Annotated in this window: 18 protein-coding genes; 14 read left to right on the top strand and 4 right to left on the bottom strand. The window is 51.1% G+C overall.

What is annotated here, in order from left to right; all coding sequences use genetic code 11:
- Positions 1-96 precede the first annotated feature (96 nt).
- The 3 genes from ydiJ to SK36_RS11410 all read left to right on the top strand — a co-directional run bounded on the left by ydiJ (position 97) and on the right by SK36_RS11410 (position 3,826).
- The gene (ydiJ, locus tag SK36_RS11420) at positions 97-3,153 is read left to right on the top strand and encodes a D-2-hydroxyglutarate dehydrogenase YdiJ (protein WP_048221578.1); all 3,057 of its coding nucleotides are present in this window, start codon (positions 97-99) and stop codon (positions 3,151-3,153) included.
- Positions 3,150-3,560, top strand: coding sequence for a 1,4-dihydroxy-2-naphthoyl-CoA hydrolase (gene menI, locus SK36_RS11415; RefSeq protein WP_045442199.1), 411 nt, complete (start codon positions 3,150-3,152; stop codon positions 3,558-3,560). Before ydiJ ends, menI begins: the two co-directional genes overlap by 4 nt.
- Before the next feature lie 77 nt (positions 3,561-3,637).
- Positions 3,638-3,826: a YdiH family protein gene (locus tag SK36_RS11410; protein WP_045449579.1), complete on the top strand. Its 189-nt coding sequence runs from the start codon at positions 3,638-3,640 to the stop codon at positions 3,824-3,826.
- A gap of 67 nt (positions 3,827-3,893) precedes the next feature.
- On the opposite strand, the gene SK36_RS11405 is transcribed toward SK36_RS11410, so the two are convergent.
- A complete protein-coding gene (locus SK36_RS11405) occupies positions 3,894-4,745 on the bottom strand; it encodes a Vmh family MBL fold metallo-hydrolase (protein WP_048221577.1) in 852 nt (283 codons plus the stop codon).
- Positions 4,746-4,869: 124 nt separating this feature from the next.
- On the opposite strand from SK36_RS11405, the gene SK36_RS11400 reads away from it, so the two are divergent.
- From SK36_RS11400 to ldtE, 8 genes are all read left to right on the top strand, one after another.
- On the top strand, positions 4,870-5,745 hold the full coding sequence (locus SK36_RS11400) for a LysR family transcriptional regulator (protein WP_048221576.1): 876 nt from the start codon (positions 4,870-4,872) through the stop codon (positions 5,743-5,745).
- Positions 5,746-6,220: 475 nt separating this feature from the next.
- The gene (gene sufA, locus SK36_RS11395) at positions 6,221-6,589 is read left to right on the top strand and encodes a Fe-S cluster assembly scaffold SufA (protein ID WP_048221575.1); all 369 of its coding nucleotides are present in this window, start codon (positions 6,221-6,223) and stop codon (positions 6,587-6,589) included.
- An 8-nt stretch (positions 6,590-6,597) separates the two neighbouring features.
- Positions 6,598-8,085, top strand: a complete 1,488-nt coding sequence (sufB, locus tag SK36_RS11390) for a Fe-S cluster assembly protein SufB (protein ID WP_045442211.1) — start codon at positions 6,598-6,600, stop codon at positions 8,083-8,085.
- A 16-nt stretch (positions 8,086-8,101) separates the two neighbouring features.
- The gene (sufC, locus tag SK36_RS11385; protein ID WP_045442214.1) at positions 8,102-8,848 is read left to right on the top strand and encodes a Fe-S cluster assembly ATPase SufC; all 747 of its coding nucleotides are present in this window, start codon (positions 8,102-8,104) and stop codon (positions 8,846-8,848) included.
- Complete coding sequence (gene sufD, locus SK36_RS11380) at positions 8,823-10,094, top strand: Fe-S cluster assembly protein SufD (RefSeq protein ID WP_048221574.1); 1,272 nt, start codon at positions 8,823-8,825, stop codon at positions 10,092-10,094. The genes sufC and sufD overlap by 26 nt, the downstream gene beginning before the upstream one ends.
- Positions 10,091-11,311 carry a cysteine desulfurase SufS gene (gene sufS, locus SK36_RS11375; RefSeq protein ID WP_045442219.1) on the top strand — a complete coding sequence of 407 codons (1,221 nt, stop codon included), beginning with the start codon at positions 10,091-10,093 and terminating at the stop codon, positions 11,309-11,311. The genes sufD and sufS overlap by 4 nt, the downstream gene beginning before the upstream one ends.
- Positions 11,312-11,323: 12 nt before the next feature.
- On the top strand, positions 11,324-11,740 hold the full coding sequence (gene sufE / locus SK36_RS11370; RefSeq protein WP_045442222.1) for a cysteine desulfuration protein SufE: 417 nt from the start codon (positions 11,324-11,326) through the stop codon (positions 11,738-11,740).
- Between the two features lie 123 nt (positions 11,741-11,863).
- On the top strand, positions 11,864-12,868 hold the full coding sequence (gene ldtE, locus SK36_RS11365; RefSeq protein ID WP_048221573.1) for a L,D-transpeptidase LdtE: 1,005 nt from the start codon (positions 11,864-11,866) through the stop codon (positions 12,866-12,868).
- A gap of 70 nt (positions 12,869-12,938) precedes the next feature.
- Here ldtE and lpp read toward each other — a convergent pair whose 3' ends face one another.
- From lpp to ynhH, 3 genes are all read right to left on the bottom strand, one after another.
- Entirely contained in the window at positions 12,939-13,175 is a 237-nt protein-coding gene (lpp, locus tag SK36_RS11360; RefSeq protein ID WP_003029373.1) for a murein lipoprotein Lpp, read from the bottom strand.
- A gap of 309 nt (positions 13,176-13,484) precedes the next feature.
- Positions 13,485-14,897: a pyruvate kinase PykF gene (gene pykF / locus SK36_RS11355; RefSeq protein WP_045442228.1), complete on the bottom strand. Its 1,413-nt coding sequence runs from the start codon at positions 14,895-14,897 to the stop codon at positions 13,485-13,487.
- A gap of 7 nt (positions 14,898-14,904) precedes the next feature.
- Entirely contained in the window at positions 14,905-15,135 is a 231-nt protein-coding gene (gene ynhH / locus SK36_RS25255; protein ID WP_420808585.1) for a protein YnhH, read from the bottom strand.
- Here ynhH and SK36_RS11350 point away from each other — a divergent pair.
- From SK36_RS11350 to SK36_RS11340, 3 genes are all read left to right on the top strand, one after another.
- A complete protein-coding gene (locus SK36_RS11350; RefSeq protein WP_048221572.1) occupies positions 15,082-15,318 on the top strand; it encodes a hypothetical protein in 237 nt (78 codons plus the stop codon). The genes ynhH and SK36_RS11350 overlap by 54 nt on opposite strands.
- Positions 15,319-15,472: 154 nt before the next feature.
- Positions 15,473-16,495: a methionine ABC transporter ATP-binding protein gene (locus SK36_RS11345; protein WP_045442234.1), complete on the top strand. Its 1,023-nt coding sequence runs from the start codon at positions 15,473-15,475 to the stop codon at positions 16,493-16,495.
- Entirely contained in the window at positions 16,488-17,156 is a 669-nt protein-coding gene (locus SK36_RS11340; protein ID WP_048221571.1) for a methionine ABC transporter permease, read from the top strand. Before SK36_RS11345 ends, SK36_RS11340 begins: the two co-directional genes overlap by 8 nt.
- Positions 17,157-17,159 lie beyond the last annotated feature (3 nt).

Here is a 17,159-nt window from a genome sequence, read left to right as displayed (position 1 = left end):
TTGTGTTGGGCGTATTAGAAAAAAATGTGATACAACAAATAACGCAACACGCAAACGATAACTTCACAATACAGACCGCAGGAAAGGGTCACTATAATGATTCCACAAATTTCTCAGGCACCCGGTGTTGTTCAACTGGTGCTCAATTTTTTGCAAGCGCTGGAGCAGCAAGGATTCACGGGCGATACGGCAACGAGCTATGCCGATCGTCTGACAATGTCGACGGATAACAGTATCTATCAGCTTCTTCCAGATGCCGTGGTTTTTCCGCGTTCGACGGCAGATGTGGCGCTTATCGCCCGCCTGGCGGCTGAACCTCTTTTTTCCTCGTTGATTTTTACCCCTCGCGGCGGCGGGACAGGAACAAACGGTCAGGCTCTGAATCAGGGCATCATCGTCGATATGTCCCGCTATATGAGCCGCATTATTGAAATTAATCCGCAAGAGGGGTGGGTGCGGGTGGAAGCCGGGGTGATAAAAGACCAGCTCAATCAGTATCTGAAACCCTACGGCTATTTCTTCGCACCAGAATTGTCCACCAGTAACCGGGCGACGCTTGGCGGGATGATCAACACCGATGCGTCCGGGCAAGGGTCGCTGGTTTACGGTAAGACCTCCGATCACGTACTGGGTGTACGTGCGGTGCTAATGGGCGGCGACATTCTTGATACCCAACCCATGCCGGTTGAACTTGCTGAAATGCTCGGCAACACGAATACCTCCATTGGTCGCATCTATAAGACGGTATACCAGCGCTGTCGCGAAAAGCGCCAGTTGATCATCGATAAATTCCCTAAGCTCAATCGCTTTTTAACCGGCTACGATCTGCGGCACGTTTTTAACGACGAGATGACCGAGTTTGATTTAACCCGCATCCTCACCGGCTCTGAAGGCACGCTGGCGTTTATCACCGAAGCCCGCCTGGATATCACGCCGTTGCCGAAAGTTCGACGCCTGGTAAACGTCAAATACGACTCTTTTGATTCGGCGCTGCGTAATGCGCCAGTGATGGTTGAAGCGCGTGCGTTGTCGGTGGAAACCGTCGACTCCAAAGTTCTTAATCTGGCGCGTGAAGACATTGTCTGGCACTCCGTTAGTGAACTGATTACCGATGTACCGAATAAAGATATGCTGGGTCTGAACATCGTGGAGTTTGCGGGTGACGACGAAGCTTTGATTGATACGCAGGTTAGTGCCCTTTGCGAGCGCCTTGACGGGTTAATCGCCCGCCAGGAGGCCGGCGTGATTGGCTGGCAGTTGTGTACCGAACTGGCAGGTGTTGAGCGTATTTACGCGATGCGAAAAAAAGCGGTTGGTCTGCTGGGTAATGCAAAAGGCTCCGCAAAACCGATTCCGTTTGCGGAGGATACCTGCGTACCGCCAGAACATTTGGCTGATTATATTGCCGAGTTCCGCGCATTACTCGACAGCCATGGCCTGAGCTATGGCATGTTTGGTCACGTGGATGCGGGTGTACTGCACGTCAGACCGGCGCTGGATATGTGTGATCCGCAGCAGGAAGTGCTGATGAAACGCATCTCTGATGATGTAGTGGCACTGACGGCAAAATACGGCGGTCTGCTGTGGGGTGAGCACGGAAAAGGGTTCCGGGCAGAATACAGCCCGGCGTTTTTCGGTGATGAACTGTATAGCGAACTGCGCAAAGTGAAGGCGGTGTTTGACCCGCAAAACCGTCTGAATCCTGGCAAAATCTGTCCACCAGAGGGCGTTGATGCCCCGATGATGAAAGTGGATGCGGTTAAACGCGGCACTTATGACCGCCAGATCCCGCTGGCCGTAAGGCAGGAATGGCGTGGAGCAATGGAGTGTAATGGCAACGGGTTATGTTTTAACTTTGATGCGAAAAGCCCAATGTGCCCGTCGATGAAAATCAGCCTCAACCGTATTCACTCGCCAAAAGGGCGGGCAACGCTGGTACGTGAATGGCTGCGTCTGCTGGCCGATCGCGGGATCGATCCTGTTAAGCTGGAAAAAGAGTTACCGGAGAAACGTGCCAGTTTGCGTACCCTGATTGCCCGAACCCGCAACAGCTGGCATGCGCGCAAGGGCGAGTATGATTTCTCACATGAAGTGAAAGAGGCGATGTCCGGGTGTCTGGCCTGCAAGGCATGTTCCACGCAGTGTCCGATTAAAATTGACGTACCGGAATTCCGTTCGCGCTTCCTGCAGTTGTACCACACGCGCTATCTGCGCCCGCTACGCGATCATATGGTGGCGACCGTCGAAAGCTATGCGCCGTTAATGGCTCGCGCTCCGAAAACATTTAACTTTTTCATCAACCAACCGCTGGTGCGCAATCTGGCTAAAAAGCATATCGGTATGGTGGATTTACCATTGCTGTCAGCTCCGTCGTTACAACGCCAACTGGTAGGACACCGTTCCGCCAACATGACGCTGGAGCAGCTTGAGGTATTGAGTCCGGAACAGAAGGCTCGCACGGTACTGGTGGTGCAGGATCCGTTTACCAGCTACTACGATGCGCAGGTGGTGGCGGATTTCATCCGCCTGGTGGAAAAACTAGGGTTACAGCCGGTACTGCTGCCGTTCTCGCCCAATGGCAAAGCGCAGCATATTAAGGGCTTTTTAAACCGTTTTGCTAAAACCGCGAAAAAGACATCCGAATTCCTTAATCGTGTGGCGAAGCTGAAAATCCCGATGGTTGGCGTCGATCCGGCGTTGGTGCTGTGCTATCGCGACGAGTACAAACTGGCACTGGGCGAGCAGCGGGGTGATTTCCATGTACAGTTGGTTAACGAATGGCTGTCGACTGTTCTTGAATCGCAGCAACCGACTGCCTTCGGCGGTGAACCGTGGTACTTCTTTGGACATTGCACCGAAGTGACGGCTTTACCCGGCTCACCTGCACAGTGGGCGGCCATTTTTGCCCGATTTGGGGCAAAACTGGAAAATGTCAGCGTAGGTTGTTGTGGGATGGCGGGGACGTATGGTCACGAAGTGAAGAATCACCAGAACTCACTGGGGATCTATGAGCTATCATGGCACCAGGCAATGCAGCGATTGCCGCGTAACCGTTGTCTGGCCGCAGGATATTCTTGCCGCAGCCAGGTTAAACGCGTTGAAGGCACGGGCGTTCGCCATCCATTACAGGCACTGCTGGAGATTATAGGATGATCTGGAAACGTGAAGTCACACTCGAGGCCCTGAATGCCATGGGTGAGGGGAACATGGTTGGGTTGCTTGATATTCGTTTTGTGCATATCGGTGACGATACTCTGGAAGCGACAATGCCGGTGGATCATCGCACGAAACAACCATTTGGCCTGTTACATGGAGGAGCCTCCGTGGTGCTGGCTGAGAGTATTGGATCGGTCGCCGGATATCTTTGCACTCAGGGTGATCAAAAAGTGGTGGGACTGGAAGTAAACGCCAACCACATTCGTTCTGCGCGTGAAGGACGCGTCAGAGGCGTTTGTAGCGCTCTGCATACCGGTTCTCGTCACCAGGTCTGGCAAATCGAAATCTTCGATGAACAGGGGAGATTGTGCTGCACTTCGCGTCTGACGACAGCGATACTGTGACGCATTTTGCTTTTGGTCATAATGTGTGCAGAGGAAGGTGCTATACTGTGCAGGTTTTGAACACAAGCGAGGATGATATGTCTACCCAATTAGACCCGGCCCTACTGGCAATAGAATTTTTACGTCGTGATAAAACCGATCTTTCACCGGCTCAGTATTTGAAAAGACTGAAACAACTGGAGCTGGAGTTTGCCGATTTACTGACGCTCTCTTCGACTGAACTGAAAGAAGAGATCTATTTTGCCTGGCGCCTGGGCGTTCATTGATTCCAGTATGCTAATCGTGATAAAACCCCGACACCTGTTCGGGGTTATTTTTTGCGTTAAATCTTGTTTACCACTTCATCTCACCTGTATTTACTTTCGCACTCAATTCCAGAGAGCTGGCATCCGCAAGGCCGGGCCAGGCGGCAGTCATCGTTTTAATCACGTAGTCTGAGCCTTTTTTAGCTCCAAGTGCCTGTTCAAACGACTGTAAGTAATCCTGGGTGAAGCGAATCGCTTTATCGCCCGCCGGCAGTTCGCCAATGTAATGGCCTGGAATGACCTGAGTTGGCTGCAAAGCCTGCATTTCACTGAGTACATTACGCCATTGCGCACGTTGTTCAGAGGACTGAGTATCCGCCGTCCAGACATGAATACCAGAAGCTACACCGGTTCCACCGAGGATTGCGCGATTGGTTGGGATCCAGACGTAAGCGGCATAATCATCAGGATGGCGGAGTTCCAGGGTTTCACCATCAACGGTAAAACGCGTTTGTGTTGTGGCTTGCGGTACGGTGAGAGACGCTGGCGCACCGTCTTTCATCTGGGGGCCCCAGAATTGCAGTTTGGCCTCTTTAGTGGCGCGAATATGATCCACCACGTGAGGCGTTGCCAGTATTTTTACGTCAGGGAACGCTTTTACAATCGGTTCAAGGCCAAAATAGAAATCCGGATCGCCGGAGGTAATTACGATAGCTTTGAGTTTTTTTCCGCTGGCGTGGATCATCTGCACCAGCTTTTCGCCATCTTTGGTGCTGAATTGCGCATCAAACAAAATGGCCTCTTTCGGACCAGACACCAGCGTTGAGGAGACAGGGAAAATAGCTTTTTCCTGCGGGTTGTAAACATCAAGCTGGAGTGGGGCAGCAAATACCGGGGAGGCGAACAGTGGCAACAGCAGGGCCAGGTTTTTAACTTTCATAATGGAATAACCTTTTGCAGATGAAATTGTCTTTTGCACGTCTCTTATTTTAAGGAAATTCGGATCTGTTAGAATTCCTCTATCAGGACATGCTGAGTTTCATAAAACGATCGGATGGGATGCGATGGACAGAGTCATGGCGGCAACAGTATTTAATCATATTTGTGATTTGGGCAGTCTGAGTGCCGCCGCGCGAGCGCTGGGTCTTTCCAGACCGATGGTCAGTCGCTATCTCGATGAGATGGAGAAATGGGCCGGTGCACGGTTGATCCACCGTTCATCTCGTCGGTTAACGATCACGCCTGCCGGTGAGGAGGCGTTGGTGAAAACCCGCTCGCTGGCGCAATTGTCGCTGGATATTGGTGCCGCCAGTGCGACCGAAGTTCCTTCCGGAACGTTACGGGTGGCCTGCGCACATTTCACCGCTATGCATATTCTTGCCCCGGTGCTGCCCGCTTTTCTGGCGCGTTATCCTGAACTCCGTATTGAGGTTGAAATTAATAATCAACCGGTTAGCCTTGTGGGGGAACGTATTGATGTGGCGATCCGTATCACGGACAATCCCGAGCCAGGAAGCATCGCCCGTCGGTTAGGAGACTGTGAGTCGGTGCTATGTGCCTCTGCTGATTATCTTCGTCTGCATGGCACTCCCCACACGGTTGCAGAACTCGCACAACATAATTGCCTCTACTACAGCGGATTTGCCGGAAAATCATGGCATTTTCAGAATGAGAACGCCGAGGTTGTCTCGGTGGCAATAAAAGGGAATTTGAGCGCGGGTATCTCTTCGCTTTTATGCGAGTCGGCGCTGGCGGGAATGGGGATCGCGCTGGTACCAGAGCAGGAGGCGAGAGAAGGCCTGGCGCAGGGACAATTGGTGCGACTACTGCCACAGTTGCAGCCGAGACGCTTGCCGATTTACGGATTATACCTTTCGCGTGAGCATCAGCCTGCAGGGCTGCGTCTGTTGCTGGATGCCCTCAATCAGACACAAAATTAAAAATGTGAAGTGAGCCAGATTATAAAACAGGCGAATCGCAGTTTGTGTTAAAAATGGCTCACCGGGATATGAGACTATTCCTAACGCCCCTTCAAGAGCTAAGCCATCGTGAGTGCCGGAGATAAGCGCCGGATGGGGCCGGAACCCTTAAGCCTGCTAACCAGCAGCCTTAAGGGTTTTTTATTGCCTGTTTTTACCCGCATCTAATTCTTCTCCTATTCCTTAAATAGACATTATCTATACATCTTTTCGTGTTTGACCTGCCTGAACGATTTGGTTTTCATAATCTATTATTTATCAATGCATTGAACAAAATAATCCATCTCTGTGAACCCTCGCCGCAGGGTCTATGCTTAATAAAAGTAGCCAAAAAGGGCGGTTAACCCGAATGCCCCTGCTGTTGAGGGGTTGAAGTGATAATCATTATCACTAACATGATGTTATAGCTTGAAGGCTAATTACTCGAGGTAACCCTATGGAATTGCATTCAGGAACATTTGATCCGGACGACTTTGCATGGCGTGGATTGACGTTAACGCCCGCCGCTGCGGCACATATTCGCGAGCTGGTGGCAAAACAGCCCGATATGTTGGGCGTCCGGTTAGGCGTGAAGCAAACGGGATGTGCGGGATTCGGCTATGTGCTGGGCACCGTCAGTCAACCGGATAAAGACGACCTGCTATTTGAAACGGATGGCGCCAGACTCTACGTAGCGTTACAGGCGATGCCGTTTATCGACGGAACTGAAGTCGATTTTGTTCGTGAAGGATTAAATCAGTTATTTAAATTTCATAACCCGAAAGCACAGAACGAATGCGGCTGTGGCGAAAGTTTTGGGGTATAGGCGGTACTATGTCTCGTAACACTGAAGCAACTGACGATGTCAACACCTGGTCTGGCGGACACCTCAATTACAAAGAGGGGTTCTTCACCCAACTAAAAACCGATGAACTCGCGAAAGGAATCAACGAAGAGGTGGTTCGCGCGATTTCCGCGAAGCGCAACGAGCCTGAGTGGATGCTCGAATTTCGTCTTAACGCGTTCCGAGCGTGGCTGACGATGGAAGAGCCGCACTGGCTAAAAGCGCATTACGAAAAACTGAATTATCAGGATTACAGCTATTACTCTGCACCTTCTTGCGGTAATTGTGATGAAACCTGCGCGTCGGAGCCGGGAGCGGTGCAACAGACGGGCGCGAATGCGTTTTTAAGCAAAGAAGTTGAGGACGCGTTTGAACAGCTTGGCGTGCCGGTCCGCGAAGGTAAAGAAGTGGCGGTAGATGCCATTTTTGACTCGGTATCGGTTGCTACGACCTACCGCGACAAGCTGGCAGAGCAGGGTATTATTTTCTGTTCGTTCGGTGAGGCCATTCACGATCACCCGGATCTAGTGAGGCAGTATCTCGGTACTGTCGTTCCGGGTAATGACAATTTCTTTGCCGCGTTAAATGCGGCGGTAGCTTCAGACGGTACGTTCATTTATGTGCCGAAAGGCGTGCGCTGTCCGATGGAGCTTTCCACGTATTTCCGTATTAATGCGGAAAAAACCGGGCAGTTTGAACGCACGATTCTGGTGGCGGATGAGGGCAGTTACGTCAGCTATATCGAAGGTTGTTCGGCACCAGTGCGTGACAGCTACCAACTGCATGCGGCGGTGGTGGAAGTTATCATCCATAAAGATGCTGAAGTGAAGTACTCGACGGTACAAAACTGGTTCCCCGGAGATGGAAATACAGGCGGCATCCTGAACTTCGTCACCAAACGTGCGCTGTGTGAAGGTGAGAACAGCAAGATGTCCTGGACGCAGTCGGAAACCGGCTCGGCTATCACCTGGAAATACCCGAGCTGTATTTTGCGCGGGGACAATTCTATCGGTGAGTTCTATTCCGTCGCGCTGACCAGTGGGTATCAGCAGGCTGATACCGGCACCAAAATGATACACATTGGCAAGAACACCAAATCAACCATCATATCGAAGGGAATTTCCGCCGGGCACAGCCAGAACAGCTATCGCGGTCTGGTGAAAATCATGCCGACCGCCACCAACGCCCGTAACTACACCCAATGTGACTCCATGCTGATTGGGGCGGACTGCGGGGCGCACACCTTCCCGTATGTCGAGTGTCGTAACAACAGCGCCCAGCTTGAACACGAAGCTACAACCTCACGCATCGGTGAAGATCAGTTGTTCTATTGCCTGCAGCGCGGTATCAGCGAAGAAGATGCCATCTCAATGATCGTCAACGGTTTTTGTAAAGACGTGTTCTCTGAACTGCCGCTGGAATTTGCTGTGGAAGCGCAAAAACTTCTCGCCATTAGTCTTGAACACAGCGTCGGCTAAAATTTAAGGAAAGCACATGTTAAGTATTAAAGATTTACAGGTCAGTGTGGAAGATAAGGCGATTCTGCGTGGGCTTAGCCTTGAGATTCGCCCCGGCGAAGTGCACGCCATTATGGGACCAAATGGTTCAGGGAAAAGTACGCTGTCTGCGACGCTCGCCGGGCGTGAAGATTATGAAGTGACCGGTGGCACGGTTGAATTCAACGGAAAGGATTTGCTGGAACTGTCGCCTGAAGACCGCGCCGGAGAAGGCATATTTATGGCATTTCAGTATCCGGTGGAAATCCCGGGCGTCAGCAATCAGTTTTTCCTGCAAACGGCACTTAATGCGGTGCGTAGCTACCGCGGAGAAGAGGTTCTGGACCGCTTTGACTTCCAGGATTTGATGGAAGAAAAAATTGAGTTGTTAAAGATGCCGGAAGATTTGCTCACCCGTTCGGTGAACGTGGGCTTCTCTGGCGGTGAGAAAAAGCGTAACGATATTCTGCAAATGGCGGTACTGGAGCCGGAGCTGTGCATTCTCGATGAGTCCGACTCCGGGCTGGATATTGACGCGTTGAAGATTGTCGCGGATGGCGTGAACTCGCTACGGGACGGCAAGCGGTCGTTCATTATCGTCACCCACTATCAGCGCATCCTGGACTATATCAAACCCGATTACGTTCACGTTCTCTACCAGGGGCGAATTGTGAAGTCCGGCGATTTCACACTGGTCAAACAGCTGGAGGAGCAAGGATATGGCTGGCTTAGTGAACAGCAGTAATGTGCTACAACAGTGGCACCATCTGTTTGAGGCGCAGGGCGAAAATCGTTCGCAACACGCGCAACAGCACCTGCAACAGATGCTGCGTCTGGGGCTGCCTACGCGCAAACATGAGGACTGGAAATATACCCCGCTGGAAGGATTAACCACCGGACAGTTTGTCAGTCGTTTTTCAGAAATTAGTTCGACACAGTGCGAGGCGCTGTCGACAGGTATCGATGCCATCCGTCTGGTTTTTGTCGATGGACAGTTTTGCCCGACGCTCAGCGACAGCGTGGACGGCAGCGGTTTCGACGTGAGTATTGACGACACACGCCTGGGGCTACCGGCGCCGATTCAGCCTGAAGTGTTTCTGCATCTGACTGAAAGCCTGTCTCGTAGCGTGACACACATTCACGTCAAGCGTAATCAGCGCCCGACGAAACCGCTATTACTCATGCACATTACCCAGGGACTGGCGGGAGATGAGATCAATACAGCGCATTATCGTCACCATCTTGAACTGGCGGAAGGCGCGGAAGCCACTGTCGTTGAACATTACGTCAGCCTCAACGATGCGCGTCATTTTACAGGCGCACGCTTAACAATGAACGTGGCGGCAAACGCCCATTTGCATCACATCAAGCTGGCGTTTGAAAACCCGGTCAGTCATCACTTCGCTCATAACGACATACAGTTGGGGGCGGATGCGACGGCCATAAGCTACAGCTTTTTGCTCGGCGATGCGGTATTGCGTCACAACACCAGCACTCAACTGAACGGCGAAAATACCACGCTGCGGATTAACAGTCTGGCGATGCCGGTAAAAAATGAAGTCTGCGATACCCGTACGTGGCTGGAGCATAACAAGGGCTATTGCAATAGTCGTCAGCTACATAAGACGATCGTCAGCGATAAAGGTCGGGCAGTGTTCAATGGCCTGATCAATGTGGCGCAGCATGCCATCAAAACCGACGGGCAAATGACCAACAATAATTTGCTGCTTGGTAAACTGGCGGAAGTGGACACCAAGCCGCAACTGGAAATATACGCTGATGACGTGAAATGTAGTCATGGTGCGACGGTAGGGCGGATCGACGATGAACAGATGTTCTATCTCCGATCCCGCGGGATCGGCCAGCAGGATGCTCAACAGATGATTCTCTATGCGTTTGCCGCTGAGCTAACAGAAGCCCTGCGCGATGAAACGCTGAAACAACAGGTTCTGGCGCGGATCGCTCAACGCCTGCCGGGAGGCGTAGCATGACATTTCCGATTGAAAAAGTGCGGGCTGACTTTCCTGTCCTGACGCGTGAAGTGAACGGTTTGCCGTTGGCCTACCTGGACAGCGCCGCCAGTGCACAAAAGCCGAATCAAGTGATTGATGCCGAGGCTGAGTTTTACCGCCATAGTTATGCTGCCGTCCACCGGGGTATTCATACGCTCAGCGCCCAGGCCACGGAGAAAATGGAGAATGTGCGTAAGCTGGCTTCTCTGTTTATTAACGCCCGTTCAGCCGAAGAACTGGTGTTTGTGCGTGGTACGACGGAGGGTATTAACCTGGTAGCCAACAGTTGGGGCAGTAGCAATGTGCGGGCAGGTGATAACATTATCATTAGCGAGATGGAGCACCATGCCAACATTGTTCCGTGGCAGATGTTGTGCGCCCGCGTAGGCGCAGAGCTGCGCATTATTCCTCTCAATACTGATGGCACGTTGCAACTGGATCTGCTGCCGACGCTGTTCGATGACCGCAGCAAACTGCTGGCTATTACCCATGTATCAAACGTGCTGGGGACAGAAAACCCGTTGTCGGAGATGATTGCGCTGGCGCATGAGCACGGCGCGAAAGTGCTGGTGGATGGCGCGCAGGCTGTGATGCACCACAAAGTGGATGTACAGGCGCTGGATTGCGACTTTTATGTCTTTTCCGGGCATAAACTTTACGGCCCAACCGGCATTGGCGTGCTGTATGCCAGGGAATCTCTGCTGCAAGAGATGCCGCCGTGGGAAGGCGGGGGATCGATGATAGCGACAGTTAGCCTGACCCAGGGGACGACATGGGCTAAAGCCCCCTGGCGCTTTGAGGCTGGAACACCTAACACCGGGGGGATTATCGGTCTGGGAGCCGCTATCGAGTATGTCAGTGCGTTAGGGCTCGAGGAAATCAGCGAGTATGAGCAGTTCATGATGAGCTATGCGCTTGAGCAACTGGCGAGCGTCCCGGACCTGATCCTCTATGGACCTAAAGACCGACTGGGCGTCATTGCGTTTAATCTTGGTAAGCATCACGCGTACGACGTCGGCAGTTTTCTTGATAACTACGGGATTGCCGTGCGGACGGGACATCACTGCGCCATGCCGTTGATGGCGTACTATAACGTTCCCGCAATGTGTCGGGCTTCGATTGCCATGTACAACACCCATGAAGAAGTGGACCGTCTGGTGACGGGACTGAAACGTATTCATCACTTACTGGGTTAATAGAGAGGCGTTATGGCTGCGCTACCGGATAAAGAAAAATTGTTGCGTAATTTTCTGCGTTGCGCTAATTGGGAAGAGAAGTACCTGTATATTATTGAATTGGGTCAGCGTTTGCCGGAATTAAATACCGACGATCGCTGTCCGGAAAACAGCATTCAGGGATGCCAGAGTCAGGTATGGATAGTAATGCGTCAGAATGCTGACGGTATTATTGAATTACAGGGCGACAGTGATGCGGCAATTGTGAAAGGGCTAATCGCCGTGGTATTCATTTTGTATAACCGGATGACAGCCCAGGATATTGTGAATTTTGACGTGCGTCCGTGGTTTGAAAAAATGGCGCTCGCACAGCATCTCACACCGTCTCGTTCACAGGGGCTTGAAGCGATGATTCGCGCTATTCGTACGAAAGCTGCAACTCTTAGCTAAACTGATAAAACATATCATCCTTCAGGTTGACCCGGATGATTATGTACAGAGCAACGCAGTGACTCGTAGGCCGGATAAGGTATTCACCAGTATCCGGCAATAACGCCAGGGGGGTGAGTGAGTATGAAACGCGCGTCTATTATTACTCTAATGCTGATCGGCGCTTACAGCGCTATACAGGCCGCCTGGGCGGTCGATTATCCTTTGCCCCAGGCAAACAGTCGTCTTGTTGGGCAGAATCAAACCTATACCGTGCAGGAGAGCGATAAGAACTTACAGGCAATAGCCCGTCGGTTCGACACCGCGGCGATGCTGATCCTCGAAGCCAATAACACCATCGCTCCCGTACCGAAACCCGGAACCCTGATTACTATTCCTTCGCAATTGCTGTTACCGGATGCCCCGCGTGAAGGCATTATTGTAAATCTGGCGGAACTGCGTCTCTATTACTTCCCGCCGGGAGAAAATATTGTTCAGGTTTTCCCGATTGGCATCGGTCTGCAGGGGCTGGAAACTCCGGTGATGGAAACCCGGGTCGGGCAAAAAATACCTAATCCCACCTGGACACCTACACCAGGCATTCGTAAGCGTTCTCTTGAGCGTGGTATTACGTTGCCTCCTGTGGTACCCGCTGGGCCAAATAACCCGCTAGGACGCTTTGCACTGCGTCTGGCGCATGGAAACGGTGAATACCTTATTCACGGAACCAGCGCACCTGACAGCGTTGGCCTGCGCGTGAGCTCCGGATGTATCCGCATGAATGCGCCGGACATCAAAGCCCTGTTTGCTCAGGTCAGAACGGGAACACCGGTCAGAGTGATTAATGAGCCGATAAAATATTCTGTTGAACCAAACGGTATGCGGTACGTGGAAGTGCATCGTCCATTATCGCCGGAAGAAGAACAGAACGTTCAGACCATGCCGTATGTGCTGCCGGCTGGTTTTACTCAGTTCAAGGAAAGTAATGCAGTAGATCATAGTCTGGTGGAACGCGCGCTTTATCGGCGTGCGGGATATCCGGTCACCGTAACGGCCGGACAGACGCAAGAGACCACCAACGGGGTGGAAGTTAAATCTGCGCAGAATGGAATGCCTGGCGCGGGAGAGGAAATGCGCACAACGCAATAACAGGGAAGCGTAAATTAAAGGCAAAAAAAAATGGCGCACAATGTGCGCCATTTTTATTACACAGATACTATTACTTACGGTATTTAGTAGCTGCGTTGTCCAGACGCTGGTTAGCGCGAGCTGCGTCATCTTTAGCAGCCTGAACGTCGGAACGCATTGCGTTCACGTCGTTGCTCAGCTGGTCAACTTTAGCGTTCAGAGTCTGAACGTCAGAAGACAGCTGATCGATTTTAGCGTTGCTGGAGCAACCTGCCAGCAGAGTAGAACCCAGGATTACCGCGCCCAGTACCAGTTTAGTACGATTCATTATTAATACCCTCTAGATTGAGTTAATCTCCATGTAGCGTTACAAGTATTACACAAAGTTTTTTATGTTGAGAATATTTTTTTGATGGGAATGCACTTATTTTTGATCGTTCGCTCAAAGAAGCATCGAATTGTGCAAAAACGGCTAAAAAACCGTGTGAAAACAGAAAGCTTCCATCGGATTCATCTTAGATAATCTCTAATTAGATAGTGAAATCCGATTTGATTTTTTATTAATCATGACTATTGATAAAATAAAAAAAGCGCCACCAGGGCGCTTTTTTTAGCAAATTAATTCACGTCGGAATTATTACAGCACGTGAACAGATGCAGTATTGGTCGTGCCGCTTGGTACCAGCGCGCCGGAAACCATCACCACAACGTCGCCTTTCTGTGCCAGACCGCTTTCCAGTGCAACTTCTTTACCCAGACGGTAGAAATCATCGGTAGAGCTGATTTCTTTCACTACCTGCGCAACTACGCCTTTGCTCAGCACCAGTTGACGGGCAGTAGTTTCGTTGGTGGTCAGCGCCAGGATGGTGGCATCCGGGAAGTATTTACGTACTGCGCGTGCAGATTTACCGCCCTGGGTAGCCACTACGATCAGCGGAGCGTCCAGTTTTTCAGCAGTTTCAACTGCGCCACGGCAAACGGCTTCAGTAATGCGCAGTTTGCGGCTGTCGTTGTTGAAGTCCAGACGGCTGGTCATTACGCGGTCGGTACGTTCACAGATGGTAGCCATGATGGTCACAGCTTCCAGCGGGTACTTACCTTTAGCGGATTCACCGGACAGCATTACTGCATCGGTACCGTCGAGGATGGCGTTCGCTACGTCGCCAGCTTCAGCACGGGTCGGACGTGGGTTTTTGATCATGGAGTCCAGCATCTGGGTCGCAGTGATAACGACTTTGCGCGCGCGGATACATTTTTCGATGATCATTTTCTGTGCGAAGATAACTTCTTCTACAGGGATCTCAACGCCCATGTCGCCACGAGCAACCATGATACCGTCAGATGCTTCGAGGATTTCGTCGAAGTTGTTCAGACCTTCCTGGTTTTCGATTTTGGAGATGATCTGGATGTTTTCGCCGCCGTGCGCTTTCAGGTGCTCACGGATTTCGATAACGTCAGAACGTTTACGGATGAAGGACGCTGCAACGAAGTCAACGCCTTGCTCGCAACCAAAGATCAGGTCTTGTTTATCTTTTTCAGCCAGTGCTGGCAGTGCGATGGAAACGCCCGGCAGGTTAACGCCTTTGTTTTCGCCCAGATCGCCGTTGTTCAGCACTTTACAAATAACTTTGTTACCTTCAATAGCGGTAACTTCCATGCCGATCAGACCGTCGTCAACCAGCACAGTGTTGCCTACGGACAGGTCTTTGGTGAAGCCTTCGTAGGTAACAGCAACGATTTCGTTATTACCAACAACAGATTTGTCGGTAGTAAAAGTGAAGGTCTGGCCCGCTTTCAGAGAAACGTCATTGCCGCCTTCCAGTTTAATGGTACGGATTTCCGGACCTTTAGTGTCGAGCAGGATGGCTGCTTTTTTGCCAGTTTTGCTCATCACGTTGCGCAAATTCTTGATGCGCTGACCATGTTCTTCGTAGTCACCGTGGGAGAAGTTCAGACGCATGACGTTCATGCCCGCGTCCAGCATTTTGGTTAACATCTCTTCGGATTCGGTTTTCGGACCGATGGTGCAAACAATTTTCGTCTTTTTCATGACAGTCTTAGTCTTTAAGTTGAGAAGGATATGGAAATCTGGCTTCCGTCGCGCACGGCCGGGAAGCTAAACCTGAGTTGCGAAAGTTGTGATGCCTCGCTCTAAGGATAGGTGACATCAATAAAGCGTGCAGAGGAATGTGTGCTTGCGTTTCAGCCCAACGGGAAGGTGAGTTTTGTAGTCGTTGAGTATTACAGGTCAATGTGCTGAAACCATTCAAGAGACAATTGGCGCGCATTATACGCTGAAAATTATCAAAAAGGAAAATGGAAACAGCGTTTCAAAAGAGTTCTGTGCAGTTTCACAAAAAATATTCACGCATTTGTTCATCGGTATGGATAAAGAGGTTGGTCACGGGCGTGGTTTGTTGCGCAACAAGCTACATTTGTCGTCTGAAATGGCTGTTTTCTGTACATGGTAATGTGATTTTTCTATATTTCTAAAAGTTATATCAAATTCGTTTTAATTCATTTTAAAAGCTAACTTCACTGATTACACTCGTTTGGACATCCATACTGCTAAACAGCTAAAGGCACTAGCAGGATAACGATAAGCAGCAGCGGATACCAAACGACATGATTGTCCTGAAAAATATTTCAAAAGTGTTTACGCCAGGCAGGCTTTCCATAACCGCTGTCGATGACGTCAATCTGACGGTTGAACAGGGACAGATTTACGGAATTATTGGCTACAGTGGTGCCGGTAAGAGCACCCTGATACGCCTGCTTAATGGACTCGAAAAACCGACATCCGGCAGTGTGATTATTAATGGTCATGACATCTCAGCAGCAAGCGGAGAATCTCTGCGTCAGGCGCGACTGAAGATCAGCATGGTTTTTCAGCATTTCAATTTACTGTGGTCGCGAACCGTTTTCGAAAACATTGCGTTCTCGATGCAAATTGCCGGCGCTCCGAAAGCGAAAATTAAAGCACGGGTTGCCGAACTGATTACGCTGGTTGGGCTGAGTGGCCGTGAAAATGCTTATCCGTCGCAGCTCAGCGGTGGTCAAAAGCAGCGCGTTGGGATTGCACGGGCGCTTGCGAACAATCCGGACGTGCTGCTGTGTGACGAAGCCACATCGGCGCTGGATCCGCAAACCACCGATCAGATTTTAGATCTACTGCTCGATATTAACCGCCGCTTCAAATTAACGATTGTGCTGATTACTCATGAAATGCATGTGGTGCGCAAAATCTGCGATCGCGTGGCAGTGATGGAGAACGGCAGAGTTGTTGAAGAGGGCGATGTACTTAGCGTCTTCACCCATCCGCAGCAGCCGATTACACGCCAGTTTGTCCGTCAGGTAAGTCAGTATGCTGAGGAGGATGAGTTTAACCCACAGCTGGCAAGCGAACTTGGCGGGGTAGTAATCAAATTAACCTTTACCGGAAACCGCACACACCGGCCTGTTGTTGGGGAACTGACTCTGCGTTACGGCCTGCCATTTAACATTTTGCACGGCAAGATGACGCAAACCGCCCACGGCACATTTGGTCAGCTATGGGTGCACGTTGTGGCCACCGAAGAACAGCTCAGCAATATTCTGGCCGATCTGCGCCACAGCGACATCGACGCGGAGGTAATTCAACATGGTTGAAAATCTGTTTCCCCATCTGAAATGGGACCAACTGTTTGCCGCGACCCAGGAAACGCTCTACATGACCGCGCTGTCCGGCGTGGCGACATTTGTGCTGGGGATTGCGCTTGGACTGGCGCTATTTCTGACGGCTCGTGGAGGTCTATTCCCGAACCGTGCGTTGTACAGCGCCATTTCACTGGTGGTGAACATCTTCCGCTCGATCCCGTTCATCATTCTGATCGTGCTGTTGATCCCGTTTACCAAAGCGATGGTTGGCACCATTCTCGGGGCCAATGCCGCGTTACCTGCACTAATTGTTGGCGCTGCGCCGTTTTATGCACGCCTGGTCGAAATCGCTCTACGTGAAGTGGACAAGGGTGTCATTGAAGCGACCCGCTCGATGGGCGCGCGTCTGAGTACGCTTATTTTTCGGGTTTTACTGCCTGAATCATCACCGGCTCTGGTGTCCGGGATCACCGTGACGCTGATTGCGTTGGTTAGTTACAGCGCGATGGCTGGTGTGATTGGTGCAGGTGGTTTAGGGAATTTGGCTTATCTGGAAGGATTCCAGCGCAACCACAGCGACGTCACGCTGGTGGCGACGGTGACCATACTTGTCATCGTCTTCATTATCCAGCTTTGCGGCGATGTGATCACCTCTCTGTTAGATAAACGCTAATAA

This window comes from Citrobacter sp. MGH106 (genome assembly GCF_001037495.1).
Lineage (GTDB): Bacteria > Pseudomonadota > Gammaproteobacteria > Enterobacterales > Enterobacteriaceae > Citrobacter > Citrobacter murliniae.
Note: the sequence above shows the minus strand (reverse complement) of the source record. Positions and strands in the feature narration are given on the sequence as shown.

Coding starts and splice junctions, on each gene's coding strand:
- ydiJ (WP_048221578.1), top strand. CDS start 97: ATGATTCCACAAATTTCTCAGGCACCCGGTGTTGTTCAACTGGTGCTC.
- sufC (WP_045442214.1), top strand. CDS start 8,102: ATGTTAAGTATTAAAGATTTACAGGTCAGTGTGGAAGATAAGGCGATT.
- lpp (WP_003029373.1), bottom strand. CDS start 13,175: ATGAATCGTACTAAACTGGTACTGGGCGCGGTAATCCTGGGTTCTACT.
- ldtE (WP_048221573.1), top strand. CDS start 11,864: ATGAAACGCGCGTCTATTATTACTCTAATGCTGATCGGCGCTTACAGC.
- SK36_RS11410 (WP_045449579.1), top strand. CDS start 3,638: ATGTCTACCCAATTAGACCCGGCCCTACTGGCAATAGAATTTTTACGT.
- sufE (WP_045442222.1), top strand. CDS start 11,324: ATGGCTGCGCTACCGGATAAAGAAAAATTGTTGCGTAATTTTCTGCGT.
- SK36_RS11400 (WP_048221576.1), top strand. CDS start 4,870: ATGGACAGAGTCATGGCGGCAACAGTATTTAATCATATTTGTGATTTG.
- sufA (WP_048221575.1), top strand. CDS start 6,221: ATGGAATTGCATTCAGGAACATTTGATCCGGACGACTTTGCATGGCGT.
- sufS (WP_045442219.1), top strand. CDS start 10,091: ATGACATTTCCGATTGAAAAAGTGCGGGCTGACTTTCCTGTCCTGACG.
- sufD (WP_048221574.1), top strand. CDS start 8,823: ATGGCTGGCTTAGTGAACAGCAGTAATGTGCTACAACAGTGGCACCAT.
- SK36_RS11345 (WP_045442234.1), top strand. CDS start 15,473: ATGATTGTCCTGAAAAATATTTCAAAAGTGTTTACGCCAGGCAGGCTT.
- pykF (WP_045442228.1), bottom strand. CDS start 14,897: ATGAAAAAGACGAAAATTGTTTGCACCATCGGTCCGAAAACCGAATCC.
- ynhH (WP_420808585.1), bottom strand. CDS start 15,135: ATGCGCGCCAATTGTCTCTTGAATGGTTTCAGCACATTGACCTGTAAT.
- sufB (WP_045442211.1), top strand. CDS start 6,598: ATGTCTCGTAACACTGAAGCAACTGACGATGTCAACACCTGGTCTGGC.
- SK36_RS11405 (WP_048221577.1), bottom strand. CDS start 4,745: ATGAAAGTTAAAAACCTGGCCCTGCTGTTGCCACTGTTCGCCTCCCCG.
- SK36_RS11340 (WP_048221571.1), top strand. CDS start 16,488: ATGGTTGAAAATCTGTTTCCCCATCTGAAATGGGACCAACTGTTTGCC.
- menI (WP_045442199.1), top strand. CDS start 3,150: ATGATCTGGAAACGTGAAGTCACACTCGAGGCCCTGAATGCCATGGGT.